Annotated in this window: 13 protein-coding genes, 3 pseudogenes and 1 riboswitch; of the genes and pseudogenes, 6 read left to right on the top strand and 10 right to left on the bottom strand. The window is 71.3% G+C overall.

All coding sequences use genetic code 11. The annotated features are described in order from the left end of the window. Nucleotides 1-17: 17 nt before the first annotated feature. From IE269_RS21695 to IE269_RS21665, 7 genes are all read right to left on the bottom strand, one after another. Entirely contained in the window at nt 18-1,133 is a 1,116-nt protein-coding gene (locus IE269_RS21695) for an LLM class flavin-dependent oxidoreductase (protein ID WP_189824747.1), read from the bottom strand. Then, on the bottom strand, nt 1,130-2,506 hold the full coding sequence (locus IE269_RS21690) for an NtaA/DmoA family FMN-dependent monooxygenase (protein WP_189824746.1): 1,377 nt from the start codon (nt 2,504-2,506) through the stop codon (nt 1,130-1,132). Before IE269_RS21690 ends, IE269_RS21695 begins: the two co-directional genes overlap by 4 nt. 39 nt (nt 2,507-2,545) lie before the next feature. Further along, complete coding sequence (locus IE269_RS21685) at nt 2,546-3,754, bottom strand: LLM class flavin-dependent oxidoreductase (RefSeq protein WP_189824745.1); 1,209 nt, start codon at nt 3,752-3,754, stop codon at nt 2,546-2,548. A gap of 60 nt (nt 3,755-3,814) precedes the next feature. Next, entirely contained in the window at nt 3,815-4,585 is a 771-nt protein-coding gene (locus tag IE269_RS21680; RefSeq protein WP_189824744.1) for a GNAT family N-acetyltransferase, read from the bottom strand. Between the two features lie 40 nt (nt 4,586-4,625). Further along, a complete protein-coding gene (locus IE269_RS21675) occupies nt 4,626-5,651 on the bottom strand; it encodes an ABC transporter substrate-binding protein (protein WP_189824743.1) in 1,026 nt (341 codons plus the stop codon). Between the two features lie 69 nt (nt 5,652-5,720). Further along, on the bottom strand, nt 5,721-6,509 hold the full coding sequence (locus tag IE269_RS21670) for an amino acid ABC transporter ATP-binding protein (RefSeq protein ID WP_189824742.1): 789 nt from the start codon (nt 6,507-6,509) through the stop codon (nt 5,721-5,723). Next, the gene (locus IE269_RS21665) at nt 6,506-7,552 is read right to left on the bottom strand and encodes an amino acid ABC transporter permease (RefSeq protein ID WP_189824741.1); all 1,047 of its coding nucleotides are present in this window, start codon (nt 7,550-7,552) and stop codon (nt 6,506-6,508) included. Before IE269_RS21665 ends, IE269_RS21670 begins: the two co-directional genes overlap by 4 nt. Nucleotides 7,553-8,181: 629 nt before the next feature. Continuing rightward, nucleotides 8,182-8,281, top strand: a riboswitch (SAM riboswitch). A 179-nt stretch (nt 8,282-8,460) separates the two neighbouring features. On the opposite strand from IE269_RS21665, the gene IE269_RS21660 reads away from it, so the two are divergent. Both IE269_RS21660 and IE269_RS21655 read left to right on the top strand, forming a co-directional pair. Further along, complete coding sequence (locus IE269_RS21660; protein WP_189824740.1) at nt 8,461-8,886, top strand: glutathione S-transferase family protein; 426 nt, start codon at nt 8,461-8,463, stop codon at nt 8,884-8,886. 86 nt (nt 8,887-8,972) lie between these two features. Continuing rightward, nucleotides 8,973-9,371 (top strand): annotated as a pseudogene (locus tag IE269_RS21655) (anthrone oxygenase family protein); the annotation flags it as partial. Here IE269_RS21655 and IE269_RS21650 read toward each other — a convergent pair. Beyond that, nucleotides 9,337-10,350 carry a DMT family transporter gene (locus tag IE269_RS21650; protein WP_189824739.1) on the bottom strand — a complete coding sequence of 338 codons (1,014 nt, stop codon included), beginning with the start codon at nt 10,348-10,350 and terminating at the stop codon, nt 9,337-9,339. The pseudogene IE269_RS21655 and the gene IE269_RS21650 overlap by 35 nt on opposite strands. 39 nt (nt 10,351-10,389) lie before the next feature. Here IE269_RS21650 and IE269_RS21645 point away from each other — a divergent pair, with 39 nt between their 5' ends. Next, nucleotides 10,390-10,929, top strand: a complete 540-nt coding sequence (locus IE269_RS21645) for a MarR family winged helix-turn-helix transcriptional regulator (protein WP_189824738.1) — start codon at nt 10,390-10,392, stop codon at nt 10,927-10,929. Nucleotides 10,930-11,075: 146 nt separating this feature from the next. Next, nucleotides 11,076-11,378, top strand: coding sequence for a hypothetical protein (locus IE269_RS21640; RefSeq protein ID WP_189824737.1), 303 nt, complete (start codon nt 11,076-11,078; stop codon nt 11,376-11,378). Nucleotides 11,379-11,416: 38 nt separating this feature from the next. Here the strand turns inward: IE269_RS21640 and IE269_RS21635 are convergent. After that, nucleotides 11,417-12,541 (bottom strand): annotated as a pseudogene (locus tag IE269_RS21635) (FAD-dependent oxidoreductase); the annotation flags it as partial. A 296-nt stretch (nt 12,542-12,837) separates the two neighbouring features. Here IE269_RS21635 and IE269_RS21630 point away from each other — a divergent pair. Both IE269_RS21630 and IE269_RS21625 read left to right on the top strand, forming a co-directional pair. After that, nucleotides 12,838-13,659, top strand: a pseudogene (locus IE269_RS21630) (class I SAM-dependent methyltransferase); the annotation flags it as partial. Between the two features lie 57 nt (nt 13,660-13,716). Beyond that, nucleotides 13,717-14,286, top strand: coding sequence for a GNAT family N-acetyltransferase (locus tag IE269_RS21625; RefSeq protein ID WP_189825041.1), 570 nt, complete (start codon nt 13,717-13,719; stop codon nt 14,284-14,286). A gap of 75 nt (nt 14,287-14,361) precedes the next feature. Here IE269_RS21625 and IE269_RS21620 read toward each other — a convergent pair whose 3' ends face one another. Beyond that, the gene (locus IE269_RS21620; protein ID WP_189824736.1) at nt 14,362-15,033 is read right to left on the bottom strand and encodes a TetR family transcriptional regulator; all 672 of its coding nucleotides are present in this window, start codon (nt 15,031-15,033) and stop codon (nt 14,362-14,364) included. Nucleotides 15,034-15,351: the final 318 nt, after the last annotated feature.

The following is a 15,351-nucleotide window of genomic DNA, read 5'->3' as shown; positions in this document are numbered from 1 at the left end:
TACTCCTCGGTGGCGGGTCAGGGGTGGACGGGTACGGGCGTCTCGTCCCGTACGTTCACGGGCTCGGCGGCGGTATCCCCGAACACCGGCCCCCACGCGAACGGCGGATCCGGGATCTCCCGGCGCAGCACGGGCGCGACGTCCGACTGGAAGAGGGTCAGCGAGTCCTTGTGCTGACGGTCCGTCAAACCGGCGGCATCCGCATGCAGATGAAGCACCGAATGCCCGAACTGCTCGTGGTAGCGGTGCACCTTCTCCACGATCTGCTGCGGGCTGCCCACCAGCGCCGAACTCCGCTCCACGAAGTCCTCCAGCGTGGTGAACACGGGCGTGAGCCCCTGCCTCCGCTGCACGGCGAGGTTCCCCTCGAAGACCGGCCGGTACGCGGCCAGCGCCTCCTGCGAGGTGCGCGCCGCGTAGAAGCCGGCGCTGCCCGCGCCGACCGCTATCCGGGCCGGGTCGTGCCCGTAGTGCTCCCACCGCTCGCGGTAGTAGCGGATCAACTCGGCATACGGCTCAATGGGGTTGGTGACATTGGCGGAGAAGAGCGGGTCGCCGTACCGGGCGGCGAGGTCGACCGACTCGCGGCTGGTCGCGCTGCCGTGCCAGACCCGTACGGGCTGCTGGTACGGCCGCGGCCAGACCTCGGCCTCCTTCAGAGGCGGCCGGAAGCGGGTGTCGGCGGTGACCTTGTCCTCCCGCCAGATCCGCCGGAAGACCTCGTAGCTCTCGGCGTTGCGCTCCCACTGGTCCTCGGTGGTGACCTGGAAGAGGTCGCGCTGCGCGGTCCCGTTCCCCTTGCCGACGATCAGGTCAAGCCGTCCGCCGGAGAGGTGGTCGAGCGTCGCGTAGTCCTCGTACGCCCGCACCGGGTCCAGCAGGCTCAGCGTGGTGACGGCGGTGAAGAGCCTGATCCGCCGGGTAAGGGCGGCGATGTGGCTCAGTACGACGGTCGGCGAGGAGGAGATGAACGGCCGCTCGTGCCGCTCCCCCACCCCGAAGCCGTCGAAGCCCAACTCCTCTGCCAGTACGGCGTTGTCGAGCACTTCCCGGAAGCGCTCCTGGGTGGATTTCTGCACGCCCGTCACCGGGTTCGGGGCGTGCACGATCAGAGTGATGGCGAGAAACTTCACGACGCCACCCGCTCAGCGCCGAGGTCCGCGTCGGGGTGGTGGAGGCCGAGGTGGTCCCGCAGGGTGGTCCCCTCGTACTCCGTCCGGAAGACGCCGCGCTCCTGGAGCAGCGGAACGACCTTGTCGGCGAAGGGCGCGAGGCCGCCGGGGGTGATGTGCGGGACGAGGATGAAGCCGTCGGAGGCGTCGCCCTGCACGAGGTCGTTGATCTCGGTCGCCACGGTCTCCGGTGTCCCGACGAAGGACTGCCGGTTGCCGGTCTCGATGACGAGGTCGCGGATGGACCAGTTGTTGGCCTCGGCCTTCTCCCGCCACTCGCGGGCGATCGCCAACGGGTCGCGGTACATGCGCACTTGGGCACGGCCCTTGGCGACGGTGTGCTCACCGGGGTCCGGGTCGACGTCCGGGAGGGGGCCGTCCGGATCGTATGAGGAAAGGTCGCGGTTCCAGACGAACTCCAGGTGCTTGATGGCGGTGGCCCCGCTGACCTGGAGCCGCCGCACCTCACGGGCCGCGTCCTGTGCCTCGGCCTCGGTGTCGCCGAGGACGAAGGTCGCGGCGGGCAGGATGAGGAGCTGGTCGTGCGCTCGCCCGTACCGCGCGAGGCGTCCCTTGACGTCGGCGTAGAAGGCCTGGCCCTCCTTCAGGGTGGCGTACCGGCTGAAGATGGCGTCGGCGTTCGACGCGGCGAACTCGCGCCCCTCCTCCGAGTCACCGGCCTGGAAGATCACCGGCCGCCCCTGCGGGCTGCGCGGGACGTTGAACTGGCCCTGGATGTCGAAGTGTTGGCCCCGGTGCTCGAAGGCCCCGGCCTTGGCGCCCGCGAGGAAGGCTCCGCTCTCGCGGTCGGCGACGATCTCGTCCCCGCGCCACGAGTCGAACAGCTCGTGCGCGGTCGCCAGGAACTCCTTCGCCCGCGAGTACCGCTCCTCCTGCGGGAGGAATCCGCCCCGCCGGAAGTTCTCGCCGGTGAAGGCGTCCCAGGAGGTGACCACGTTCCAGGCGGCGCGCCCGTCGGAGAGGTGGTCCAGGGAGGCGAACTGGCGCGCCACCTCGTAGGGTTCGTTGAAGGTGGAGTTGATGGTGCCGGTCAGCCCGAGGCGTTCCGTGACGGCGGCGAGCGCGGTCAGGACGGTGAAGGTGTCGGGCCGCCCCACCACGTCCAAGTCGTATATTTTCCCGCCCTGTTCACGCAGCCGGAGCCCCTCCGCGAGGAACAGGAAGTCGAACTTCGCCCGCTCGGCGATCTGCGCGAACTCCACGAACGAACGGAACTCGATGTGGCTGCCCGCCGCCGGGTCGCTCCACACGGTGGTGTTGTTGACGCCGGGGAAGTGGGCCGCGAGGTGAATCTGCTTGAGCGGCTTGCTCATGATCCGGTCCTTCTTGTACGAGAGTGAGTTGACGGAGGGTCAGGCGCTCGCGGTGGCGTAACGGCTGGCGGGGCGGGGCAGCCCGAGGTGCCCGCGCAGGGTGTCCGCTTCGTACGCGGTCCGGAAGGCGCCCCGGCGCTGGAGCTCGGGCACGAGCCCCCGGGTGATTGCCGGAAGATCCTCGGCCACACTGCCGGGACGCAGCCGGAAGCCGGTGAGGCCTCCCGCCTGCAACTCCTGCAACAGGTCGGCGAGTTCGGCGGGCGTCCCCGTGAAGATCCGTGCGTCGCTCGTGTACGCCTCCCCGGCCAGCGCGTCCAGCCGCTCCAGCCGGGTCCGCGCCGCGCCGGGTTCGTCGTCGACGAAGACGACCAGGTCCCCGAAGACGTGCAGGGTGTCGTCGGCGCGTCCGGCGGCGGCCTGCTCCTGGCGGATCTCCGCCACCACGGCCCGCGCCTGGTCGACGTCGTGCGGGGTGACGTACCCGACGTCGGCGGACCGGGCGATGAGCCGGTACGGGACGGAGGCGTGCCCGAGCGCGGTGACGAGGGGCTGTCCCTGCGGCGGCCTCGGCGTGATGGAGGGGCCCTTGACGCTGAAGTGCTCGCCCTCGAAGTCGATGTAGTGGAGCTTGTCCCGGTCGATGAAGCGGCCGGTGGCGACGTCACGGATCTCGGCGTCGTCCTCCCAGCTGTCCCAGAGCCGCCGTACGGCCTCGACGTAGTCGGCGGCCTCGTCGAACAGGCCGCTCACGGTCGCCTGCCCGGCGGGGGTGTTGTAGTCACCGTCCGGCAGCCGCTCGACCGTCCGCCGGCCGAAGTGGGCGGCCTCGTTCGGCCGGGCGGAGATCTGCACGCGCAGGCCGGCCCGCCCGCTGCTGACGTAGTCGAGGGTGGCGAGGGCCTTGGAGAGGTGGAAGGGCTCGGTGTGGGTGGTGACCACGGTCGGCACGATGCCGATGTGGCGGGTGAGGGGGGCGACACGGGCGGCGATCAGGACGGCGTCGAGCCGCCCCCGGACCTGGTCGGTGCGGTCGTCGGGGTCGAGGAGGAGGGAGGACTGGAGGCCGAGGCCGTCCTCGACGGTGACGAAGTCGAGCAGCCCGCGCTCGGCCTCGGCGATCAGGTCGCGCCAGTACCCGGCGGTGAGGAGGTCGTTCGGGCGGGCGGCCGGGGTGCGCCAGGAGGCGGGGTGCCAGCCGGTGCCGTCGAGGGCGACGGCGAGGTGGAGGGGCGGGGTGGTGCTCATGGTGTTCCTTCCTGGGGGTGTCGGGGCGGGTCGCTCACGCCTCCGGGGTGCGGGGAACGCTCACGCGTCCGGAGTGCGGAGGAGGAGGAAGCGGACGTTGCGGCGGAGCCGGAAGCCGAGGGACTCGTACAGGCGGATCGCCTTGACGTTGTGCGCCCCGGTGTGCAGGAACGGCACGTCGCCCCGCTCCCGGATCCCGGCCGCGACCGCCCGCACCAGCCGCGTGGCCAGCCCTCTGCCCCGGTACTCCGGGTGCGTGCAGACCGCGCTGATCTCCGTCCACCCGGGCAGCCTCAGCCGCTCCCCGGCCAGCGCAATGAGCTTGCCGTCCTCGTCGCGCACCCCGAGGTACGTCCCCAGCTCGACCGTCCTGGGCAGGAAGGGCCCGGGCTGCGTCAGCGCGATCAGCTCCAGCACCTCGGGCACGTCCGCCGCCCCGATCCGTACCGCCTCCGGCGCGTGCTCGGCCCGCAGCCCGGCGTCGACCAGCTGCACCCCTGCGATGCTCTGCTCGACGCCCCAGCCCTCGGGCACCTCCAGCACCCCGCTGACCGGGGTCACCACACCGGGCCCCCCGACCAGCCGGGCCAGGTCCGCCCAGGCGCGCGGGTCCGCGGGGTCCTCCAGTGCGGTGAACGGCGAGACCCCGGCGGGATACCGGGCCGCCCTCCCGAGCCGCTCCGCGAAGTGCGCGTGCGGCCCGGTCAGCGCGGCCCACGCGGCGTTGTCCAGCACATGCACATCACCGGGCACATGCACATCACCGGGGGTCTCGGTCCGGCCGGGCTCTCCCAGGACCTCTGTCCGACCCTGCTCCACACTTGTCGACATGTCGCTCCTCACCCTTCGCTCTGTCGTGTACGGATCCGGCTCACGAGTTGTCCAGCGGCAGCCCGGGCGGGTCGATCTGGGAGGTGGTGAGCGCCTCGTTGGAGAGGTTCCAGGCGCCCAGCGTCTTCGGGTACTGGCCGTTCTTGACCAGGTGGTTGATCGCGTCGGCGAGCGGCTTCGACAGCCCGCTGCCCTTCTTCGCGGTCGCCGCGATGAGCCCCTGCAAGGTCTCGCCCGCACCCGAGAACGTCCCCGCGCTGCGCGTCGGCTTCGGCGTCTTGGCGGTGGAGGCGATGTGGTACGAGACGGCCGGGTTCGGCCCGAAGTAGGCGTCGATCTTCCCGCTGGCCAGCGCCAGGTGGGTGGCGTTCAGGTCCTGGAAGTACTTGACGTTGAGCTGCTTGCCCTCCTTGGCCAGCTTGGCCTTCCACTCCAGGAGGATCTTCTCCTGGTTGGTGCCGTTGCTGACGGAGACGGTGCGGCCGGCGAGGTTGCGGTAGTCGTTGTTGAAGTTCCAGGTGCTGGACTTCTGCACCTCGAAGCCGAGGTTGTCCTTGCGGTAGGAGGCGAACTCGTACTTCTTCTTGCGCTCCTCGGTGACGGTGACGTTGGAGATCGCCACGTCGACCTTGCCGCTGTCGACGCCGACGAACATGTTCTCCCAGGTCGAGTTCTTGATCTCGACCTCGACGCCGAGGACCGCGCCGATCAGCCGGGCGAGGTCGGGCTCGGCGCCGGTGAGGGTCTTCTGGTCCTCACCGATGAAGGAGAGCGGCGGGAATCCTGCGGGCAGCGCGCCCACTCCGACGACCAGCTTGCCGCTGTCGACGATCTTCTTGGGCAGCTTGGCGCTGATCTCCTTCACCTCGGCGACCTTGACCGTGGTCTCCTTCGCGGCGCCGTTGGAGAGGCGGCCGACGGTGAGGGTGCCGTCCTTGGCGCTGTCGGTCCTGGCGACGGCGCCGCTGTCGCCGCCGCACGAGGTGAGGGTGACCGCGAGGGCGGCGACGGCCGCGGTGGTGGCGGCGCCTCGGCGGAAGGTGCTGCGGAGACTGAGGGTGCGCATGGCTGTCCTTGTCGGGGTCGTGTGGCGGGACGTACAAGAAGGAAGGAAGGAAGGAGAGAGGCGGGAACCTCAGAGCACCTTGCTCAGGAAGTCCCTGGTCCGGTCGTGCTCCGGGTGGTCCAACACCTGGGCGGGCGGGCCCTGTTCGACGATGCGGCCCTCGTCCATGAAGACCACCCGGTCGGCGATCTCGCGGGCGAAGCCGATCTCATGGGTGACGATGACGAGCGTGGTGCCGCTGCGCGCGAGGTCCTTGATGACCGCCAGCACCTCCCCGACCAGTTCCGGGTCGAGTGCGGAGGTCGGTTCGTCGAAGAGGATCACGCCGGGGCGCAGGGCGAGCGCACGGGCGATGGCGACCCGCTGCTGCTGTCCGCCGGAGAGCTGGCGCGGATACGCGTCCGCCTTGTCGGCGAGCCCCACCCGGCCGAGCAGGTCGCGGGCGAGTGCCTGCGCCTCGGGCTTGGTGAGCTTCCCGGTGGCGACGGGGGCCGCGGCGACGTTGTCGAGGACGCTCAGGTGCGGGAAGAGGTTGAAGTTCTGGAAGACGAAGCCGATGCGGCCGCGCTGGGCGAGGATGGCGCGCTCGCTCAGTTCCTTGAGCCGTTCGCCGTGCCGGCGCACCCCGATGGGTTCGCCGTTGAGGCTGACGTGCCCGGCCTCGGGCTTCTCCAGGTGGTTGATCACCCGCAGCAGCGTGGACTTCCCCGATCCTGAGGGCCCGAGGACGACCGTCACCTCTCCCGGCCGTACGGTCAACTCCACTCCGTCCAGGACGTGTTGGGCGCCGAACCACTTGTGCACTGCGTGCACTTCGACGGCGGCGGGACGTACGTCGACTGCTTCGGCCGTGGTCATTTCGCGGTCTCCCTCCGGGCCCGGGCCCGCAGTTCGCTCAGGCCGGTCCGCACCTTCTGGAGCGGGGTCGGCGGCAGGGTGCGCAGGGCGCCGCGCGAGTAGTGGCGTTCGACGTAGAACTGGACGACGGAGACGACGCTGGTGAGGATCAGGTACCAGGTGGTGGCGACCAGGAGCAGCGGCACGATGTCGCCGGGGTAGGTGCTGCCCATGCTCTGCACCGAGCCGAACAGGTCGAGCAGCGAGACGTAGAAGACCAGTGAGGTGGCCTTGACCAGGCCGATCAGCTGGTTGACGTAGTTCGGCACGATGGAGCGCAGGGCCTGCGGGAAGACGATCCGGGCGAACTGGTAGCGCTTGGGCAGGCCGAGCGCGGAGGCCGCCTCGTGCTGGCCCTGGTCGACGGAGAGCAGCCCGCCGCGCACCACTTCGGCCGCGTACGCCGCCTCGTTGAGGCTGAGGCCGACGACGGCGACGACCATGTCGGTGGCGAGCCGGTTCTCGTCGAAGGTGAAGAAGGCGGGGCCGAACGGGATGCCCAGGCTGAGCGTCTGGTACAGCGCGCTGAAGTTGTAGAGGAAGAGCAGGACGACGATCAGCGGCACCGACCGGAACAGCCAGGTGTACACCCAGCTGACGGTGCGCAGGACGGGGCTGTCGGAGAGCCGGGCGACGGCGAGCACGATGCCGCCGAGGAGGCCCAACACCGCGCTGTAGACGGTGACTTCGAGGGTGATGAGCAGCCCGTCGAGGATGGTGGGGCGCAGGAACCAGTACTGGAAGCGGTCCCACTGGTAGAAGGGGTTGGTGATCAGGCCGTGGACGAACTGGGCCGCGAGGACGAGGACGATCGCGGTGGCGATCCAGCGGCCGGGCCGCCGCAGCGGCAGCACGCGCTGCGCCTTCGGGGGCGTTGCGGAGGCCGACGCCTTCTTCGGGAGTTCGGGAGGTGGTGGCGCGGACGCGGCCGGTTCGGGACGGGGGATCGTCTCGGCGGTCGCTGCCGTGCCGGAGGACACGGCGACACCGGGAGAGTCACTCATGGAGGGCTCCAGCGGATTCGGACCCCGCACCGCGCACGCGGTACCGCAGGCGGGCCGCCGTCGGGCCGGGTGCGGCGCGACGGGTCCCGGCGTGCGGGGGCGTACGGGGGCGGGGACGGGGAGGAGGGGGACGTACGACCGCGAGGGCGGCGACGTCGGAAGGTGCGGCCGTCCGACGGACGGGCACGGAGTACGCGAGGAATGTCGCTTTCAGCTGACCTGACGACGCGTCACAAGCCCGCCCGCAAAGGGGCGTCGGCCGACGACGTCAGCCGAGGACAGGGCTCAGTGACCGGCGGTGCGGCACGTGGCCGTACACAGTGCGCTGTTGACGCGCAGGAGGTCGACGGAGCGGTCCGCGCAGAGCGGCACACGGCCGTGGGAGCGCCATACGGCCAACCCCTCAGCTGCGTCCATCTCGCCCACCGTCACCATTCCGCCCCCGAGGGGCTTCGCTTCCGCCGATGCGCCGCAACTTAGCCACGGCCGGATTCGAATGTCAACGGCGCCGCCCAGCACGTGAGATGGCCGAAGCGGCCTCCTTGACGGGCTTCGGAGGGGCCCGGAGACTGGCCGGGACGGTCACGATTGTCAGCGCTTCCGGGCGGGTTGCGAGCACCCCTCCCGGCGGTCATCGGCCCCGGCCCGCTGGCAGGCAACCCTTCCGCCGCGACGGGGTGCCCCGGGTGACGACCGGGTTCCGCCGGTGCGGCGGGGCAAGCGTGGTCCCGCGTCGCGCGGACCCGGAGGTGGGACCGGTGGACATGCCCTGGAACGGCCTGACAAGGCGACTGCACATCGACCTTCAGCGGGTCTCCAGCGCGTATTAGTGCTCTCGGGCGGGTTCGAGAGTTCATATGTCCGACACGCGACGAAACAGGGGGACACGTGTGCCCCCGAGGAGAGTCATGCCCGAGACCACTGCCCGCAGCTCCCTTCCCTGTACGCCCCGCATCCCCTGTTCCGCCGACACGCCCACGCCGCTGGTGCGCGGCCGGATCGGCGTCGACCGCGCCGGGGGCTTCTATCCGGCGCCGCACCGCTACGAACTGTTCCTGACCGAGGGGTGCCCCGAGTCGCGGGCCCTGCTGAGCGCCGTCGCCCTGCTCGGGCTGAAGGGTTCGGTGTACGTCACCACCGTCCCGGAGCGCCCCGCCGACGCCCCCGAGGCTCACGCGGCGCTGCTCAGCGCGTACGAGGCGACCGTGCACCCCTTCACGGGCGCCCCGGCCGTGCCCGCGCTGGTCGACCGGTGGAGCGGCCGGCTGGTCAGCAACCACACGGCGGACATCCTGGACGACCTGACGGGCCCGCTGTCGGAACAGGTCTCCTGACCTTCGTGCGGAGTGTGGACGCGGGAACATGCGCCTGCGCCTCTCACGCATGTTCCCGTGCGTCGCAAGGCAGTTGACTGTCCCTCATGACGACGAAGCACACGGCACACAAGACGGTTCTCGGAGCGGCGACGGTGACCGCCGGACTGGTGGCGGGCGTCTGGTACGCCTTCGCCTGCGGGGTGATGCCCGCCCTGGCCCGCTCCGAGGACCGGGTCTACATCGAGGTGATGCAGAACATCAACGTGGTGATCGAGAACCCGGTGTTCTTCGCCGGGCTCTTCGGTGCGCTGATCCTGATCGCGGTGTCCGCCTGGCAGCAGCGGCGAACTCCCGCCGCCCGGTGGGTGGTTGCCGCGCTCGTGCTGTACGTCCTGGTGATCGCCGTGACCTCGGCGGCGAACGTGCCCCTCAACAACGAGCTGGCCGCCGCCGGGGCCCCGGCCCGGATCAGTGATCCGGCGTCCGTGCGGGAGCGCTTCGAGGATCCCTGGGTGCTGTGGAACATCGTCCGGGGCGTGCTCGGGACCGCAGCCGTGTACTGCCTGTGGCACGCCACCACCCGGCTGCGCGCCCTGCGCCCGGACGCGGCGGCCCTCCAGCACGCCTGAACCAGGCCGGGGGTTTCGGTCGGCCGAGCACGACGCCGGTCAACACCAGCGCCAGGCCGCCCAGTTGCTGCAAGGTCAGCGACTCGGCGGCCAGCGCCGTGCCGAGCAGGACACCGGTGACGGGGTTGAGCAGCCCGATCAACCCCACGGTCCCTGCGGGCAGTTGACGCAGCCCGGCGAACCACGCGGTGAAGGCCAGCGCGGTCGCCACCAGGGTGACGTACGCGAACGCCCACAGCGCGGCGGCGGAGAGCGCGGGCGGCCGGCCCTCCACCAGCACGGCGGCCGGGAGCAGCAGGAGCCCTCCGGCGACGAGCTGCCAGGCCGTCGAGGCGAGGACGTCCGTACCGTCGTTCCAGCGCTTGGCCAGGATGTACCCGAAGGACGACACCACCATCGCGACGGCGGAGGCGAGGACCCCGGGCAGGCTCACCCGTTCCGCCCCGGTGAGCAGCATCAGGCAGACACCGGCCAGCCCGAGCACGGCCCCCGCCAGGTGGAGCAGCGCGGGCCGCTCCGCCACCAGCGGCCAGGCCATGAGCATCATCGCCAGCGGGGCCACCGCCATGACGGTCGAGGCGACGCTCGTCGGCAGGAGCTGGGAGGCGACGTACACGAGGACGAAGAACACGCTCACGTTGAGCAGCCCCAGCCCGGCCGACCGCCACCACCACGCCCCGCGCGGCAGCTTCCGGCACAGGAGCAGGAGGACGAGCCCGGCGGGGAGGGCGCGCAGGGCGGCTCCGTAGAGGGGGTGGTCGGCGGGGAGGTACTCGTGCGTGACGTAGTAGTTGGTCCCCCAGGCGACCGGTGCGACCGCCGTCAGCGCCACCCCGCGCAGATTGGCTTCCATGGACCCAATGTAGCTTCCCGGGAAGTTATTGTGGAACACATGAATACGCCTTCCGCCCCGGACCGCCTTCCACCGGACCACGTCGCCCGCATCCAGGCCGAGTGGCGGCGCGAGCGGCCCGACCTGGACGTGACCCCGCAGGGCGTGATCGGACGCCTGCACCGGCTCGCCGACCGGCTCACCCAGGAGCTGTACCGCGTGTACGACCAACACGGTCTGCACGAGGGCGAGTTCGACGTCCTGTGCGCGCTGCGCCGGGCCGGTGAGCCCTTCGAGCGGGCGCCGCGCGAACTCGCCGAGCACACCATGGTCACGACCGGCGCGATGACCAAACGCCTTGACCGCCTGGAGCGCGCGGGCCTGGTCGTCCGCCGCGACTCGACCGTCGACCGGCGCGGCCGGATCGTGGCCCTCACCCCGCAGGGCCGCGACCTGATCGACCGCGCCTTCACCGACCACATGCGCAACGAACGCCGCCTGCTGGACCTGCTGGACGCCGCCGAGGCGCAGGACCTGGAGCGGACCCTCACGGCCTGGCTCGCCCGACTGGACACCCCGGATGCGCCCGACCGCATCTGATCCGGGTGCGCCCGATCGTTCCCGGCCCGGCCGTTTCCACCCCGGCCGCACCCGACTCCGGCCCCGCCCTCATCTGAGTACCCCGTCCCCCTCACCTGAGTACCCGCACCGATCCCCCGCGCCGCCCCCGCCGGTGGAATACGGTCATGACCTCAACAACCGCACCCGCCGCGCACCGCACTCACCTGCGCCACGTGACCGTCGCCGGTTCGGCACTCGCGGTCGCGCTCGTCCCGCTGCTGGTCGGGGTCCTCGTCGCCAAGGGAATGGGCGCCGACCCCCACTCCTCGGTCAACGCCCTGATGACGGGCGGCGGCCCCCGCGCGGGCCTCCCCCGCACGGAGTGGAGACGCCGCCGCCACGCCACGATGCACCGTCTGCGCACCGCCCGCCAGGGTGCGGCCCGCCGCTGCGCGCACGTGTGCGGCCGCCGGAGTCAGTCCGTCTGACGGCTCACGGGCCTACCGCGGCACAGCAGCCCCACACCTCACGGCAGTTCCTTGAGTACGGTCATGGTCCGGCCCATCAGTCCCGGCACGTCCGCGTCCCGCACTCCGTCCAGCTGCCACTGGCCGAGCTGGATCGAGGCGTCCACGACCATCCGCACCCTCGGCATCCGGCGGTCCCGGTACGCGGTCAGCAGGGCGTCGTCCCAGGTGTCCGATCCGCCGAGCAGCTCGGCCAGGACGTACGCGTCCTCCAGGGACATCGCGGCGCCCTGCGCGAGGGTGGGCGGGCAGGCGTGGACCGCGTCGCCGACGAGCACGACCCGGCCCCGGTGCCAGGCGCCCTCGATCAAGTGCCGGTGGAACCAGGTGTAGTTGACCTGGTCGGGGTCGGTGATCGCGGTGCGGATCGTCTCCCAGTGGCCGCCGTAGCCCTCGGCGAGGGCGCGCATCTCGTCGGCGTACGAGGCGGGGTCGAGGGAGTCCCGGTCGCGGTTCCTCTCGACGAGGTAGGCGTAGAGGGTGGTGTCGCCGGTGGGGCAGAAGCCCGCGATGAACGCCGTTCCGCCGAAGGCCAGTTGGGTGCGCTCGATGCCCTCCGGGCGCGGGGTGGTGGTGCGCCAGACGGCCATGCCCGTGGGAGTGGGCACGTCGGGGACGCCGATGAGTTCGCGGGTGGCGGAGTGGAGTCCGTCGGCGGCCGCCACCAGGTCGTAGCGGCCGGTCGTGCCGTCGGTGAAGGTCACGTCGACTCCGGTGTCGTCCTGGAGCAACTTCTCTACGGAGCAGCCCAGTTGGACGGCCACTCCCGCTTCCCGCACGGCGTCCATGAGGATCTGCTGGAGCGCGGGACGGCGCATGCCGAGGGTGGCGGGGAGGTCGTCGCCGCCCGAGCGCATGTCCTGCTGGGTGAAGATCGGGGTGCCGTCGGGGGCGGCGACGGTGACGCCGTCGGTGCCGCAGCCCTGCGCGCTCACCTGTTCCCAGACGCCCACCTCGCGCAGGACGCGCAGGGCGTTGCCCTGGAGGGTGATCCCGGAACCGGTGGTGGCGTTCCCGTCCGGCTGTATTTCGACCAGGTCGACGGCGATCCCGGATCTGCGCAGCAGCACGGCGAGCGCGCACCCGGCTGTGCCGCCGCCGATGACGAGGACGGTGCGGGGGCTCGCGGCGGGCTCGGTGGGCGCGGCGGGNCGCGGCGGGCTCGGTGGGCGCGGCGGGCTCGGTGGGCGCGGCGGGCTCGGTGGGCGCGGCGGGCTCGGTGGGCGCGGCGGGCTCGGTGGGCGCGGTGGATTCGGTCATGTTGCTGTCCTCCAGGGGCGGTTCACGGTTCGGCGGATCGATCGGTGAGCCTACGTCCCCGGCGATCATGACCGACGGCGCCCTCCGGCTCCGCCCGCGCCCGGCGGACGTGCTCAACTGGGAGAGCCCGCAAACACACCCAAGACGGCAGGAACGACGCATGCCCGAGCGCGACGGCAACCACCACCACGACACCCCGGACACCGGTTACCTGCTCGACAACCAGCAGTCCGAGGCGGGCATCCGCTTCGGCGCGCTGTCGGAGCTGTTCGACCCGGTGACCTTCCGGCACGTCGACGCCGTCGGCCTCACCGAGGGCATGCGCGTGTGGGAGGTCGGGGCGGGCGGCCCGTCCGTGCCGCTGGGGCTGGCCGCGCGGGTCGGCACCACGGGAGAGGTGCTGTGCACGGACATCGACGTGTCCTGGGTACGGGACCTTGACCGGCCCCATGTCGAGGTGCGGCAGCACGACGTGGCGGCGGATCCCCCGCCGCCGGGCGGCTTCGACCTGGTGCACGCCCGGCTGGTGCTGGTGCACGTGGTGGACCGGGCCGAGGCGCTGCGCCGGATGGTCCGGGCCCTGCGCCCCGGCGGCGTACTGCTCCTCGAGGACGCCGATCCGGGGTTGCAGCCGCTGCTCTGCCCCGACGAGTACGGTCCCGAGCAGCGCCTCGCCAACCGTCTGCGCAACGGCTTCCGCGAGCTGATGGCGGCGCGCGGCGCGGACCTCGCGTACGGCAGGACGCTGCCCCGCCTGCTCCGGGAGGCCGGTCTCGACGACGTACAGGCGGACGCGTACTTCCCCATCACGTCCCCCGCCTGCACCGTCCTGGAGGCGGCGACGGTACGTCAGATCCGCGGCCGGCTCGTGGCGGCGGGCATCGCCACCGACGCGGACATCGACCGGCATCTGGCGAACGTGGCCACCGGCCGCCTCGACCTGGCCACGTCGCCGCTGGTCTCGGCCTGGGGACGGCGGCCGGCACCGAAAGGGCGATATTCGCTGGCGGGAGGGACCGCCGCCCCGGAAGCTCGGGACATGAATCCCTTCCTGGAGACCGACCGGCTCACCCTGCGCGCGTTCACCGAGGCCGACGCCGACGGCCTGTGCGCGCTGGACCGCGATCCCGAGGTCATGCGCTTCATCACCGGCGGCCTGCCGACCTCGCCGGAGGTCGTCCGGACGCGCACCGTGCCGAGACTCCTGCACACCTACCCGCACTTCGGGACCCGCGGCTACTGGGCGGCGGAGGAGAAGGCCACGGGGACCTTCCTGGGCTGGTTCGAGTTCTGTCCGCTGGAGGACCGCAGCCCCTTCGTGGTCGAGCTGGGTTACCGGCTGAACAGGGCCGCGTGGGACCGGGGGTACGCCACCGAGGGCTCGCGCGCGCTGATCGACAAGGGCTTCCGGGAACTCGGCGTCGAGCGGGTCACCGCCAACACCATGGCGGTCAACACCAGGTCCCGGAGCGTGATGGAGAAGTCGGGCCTGAGCTTCCTGCGTGCCTTCACCGGCGACTGGCCCGATCCGATCGAGGGTTCCGAGCACGGCGAGGTGGAGTACGAGCTCACGCGCGCGGACTGGGAGAAGCGCGGTACGCAGGCATAAGGCGTGCGGTACTGAGTGCCCGTCAAGTACGGCACTCAGTGCTGTCGTTCGGTCCGCTCCTCCTGGTGGACCGAGTCAGTCCCGCTCGTCCGTCAGCGCGGACTCGACCTGCTGGACCACCCGCCACAGCGGTGCCCCCTTGCGGGCCACCATCACGATGACCTCGTCCCCGTCGGTCTCCCCCGCCGGGGCGCGCCCGCCCGTCCACACCTCGCGCACCGTGGCCAGCGCGTGCTCGACGGCGGCGTCCGCGTCGCTCTCGCCGCCCGTGCGCAGCCAGGTGCGCAGGGCGTTGTTGTGGGCGGCGACCACGGCCGCCGCGACCACTTCGGCACGCAGCGCGCCGTCCGGGGCGCCGTTCCACCGGGTGCGGAGGTAGGCGGCGAGGGTGCGTTCGTAACGGCGTACGACGGAGAGTTCGTACGTGCGCAGACCGGGGACCTCGCGGGTCAACCGGTAGCGCTGGACGGAGAATTCGGGCTTCGCGGCGTACATCCGCATGACCAGGTGGGCGGCGTCGCACACCGCGCCGACGGGTTCGGCGTCGCCCGCGGCCTCCAGAAAGGCCGTCATGTCGGCGAGGCAGCGGTCGTGGTCGGGGAAGACCGCGTCCTCCTTGGACGGGAAGTACCGGAAGAAGGAGCGGCGTCCCACTCCGGCCCGCGCCACGATGTCGTCCACGGTCGTCCGCTCGAAGCCGCGCTCCAGGAAGAGCGCGAACGCGGATTCCGCCAGGACTTCACGCATGGGCGCCTTGGGCACGTCCCCCGCTGAGGCGTCCTGTGAGGCTTCACTTTCGGGGGCCTCTCCCGCCGGCTTGCGCCGCCTACGCACCTCGGTCATGCGGGGAACGTAACACCGGAACCCACAAATGTGGCACTCAATGCATTTACAGAGGGTACTCAGTGCCATATGTTCGAGACATCCATCGTGCGCGTTCTGCGACCGCTCCGTGTGCGACACCCGTATGTGTAAGGAGACTCGGCGTGAGCTTGAGGATCGTTGTCTGTGTGAAGTACGTGCCCGACGCCACTGGCGACCGGCACTTCGCCGATGACCTGACGG

Source organism: Streptomyces spiroverticillatus (genome assembly GCA_014650415.1).
In the GTDB taxonomy this organism is placed as follows: Bacteria; Actinomycetota; Actinomycetes; order Streptomycetales; family Streptomycetaceae; genus Streptomyces; species Streptomyces spiroverticillatus.
This window is presented reverse-complemented; position numbering and strand designations above follow the sequence as displayed.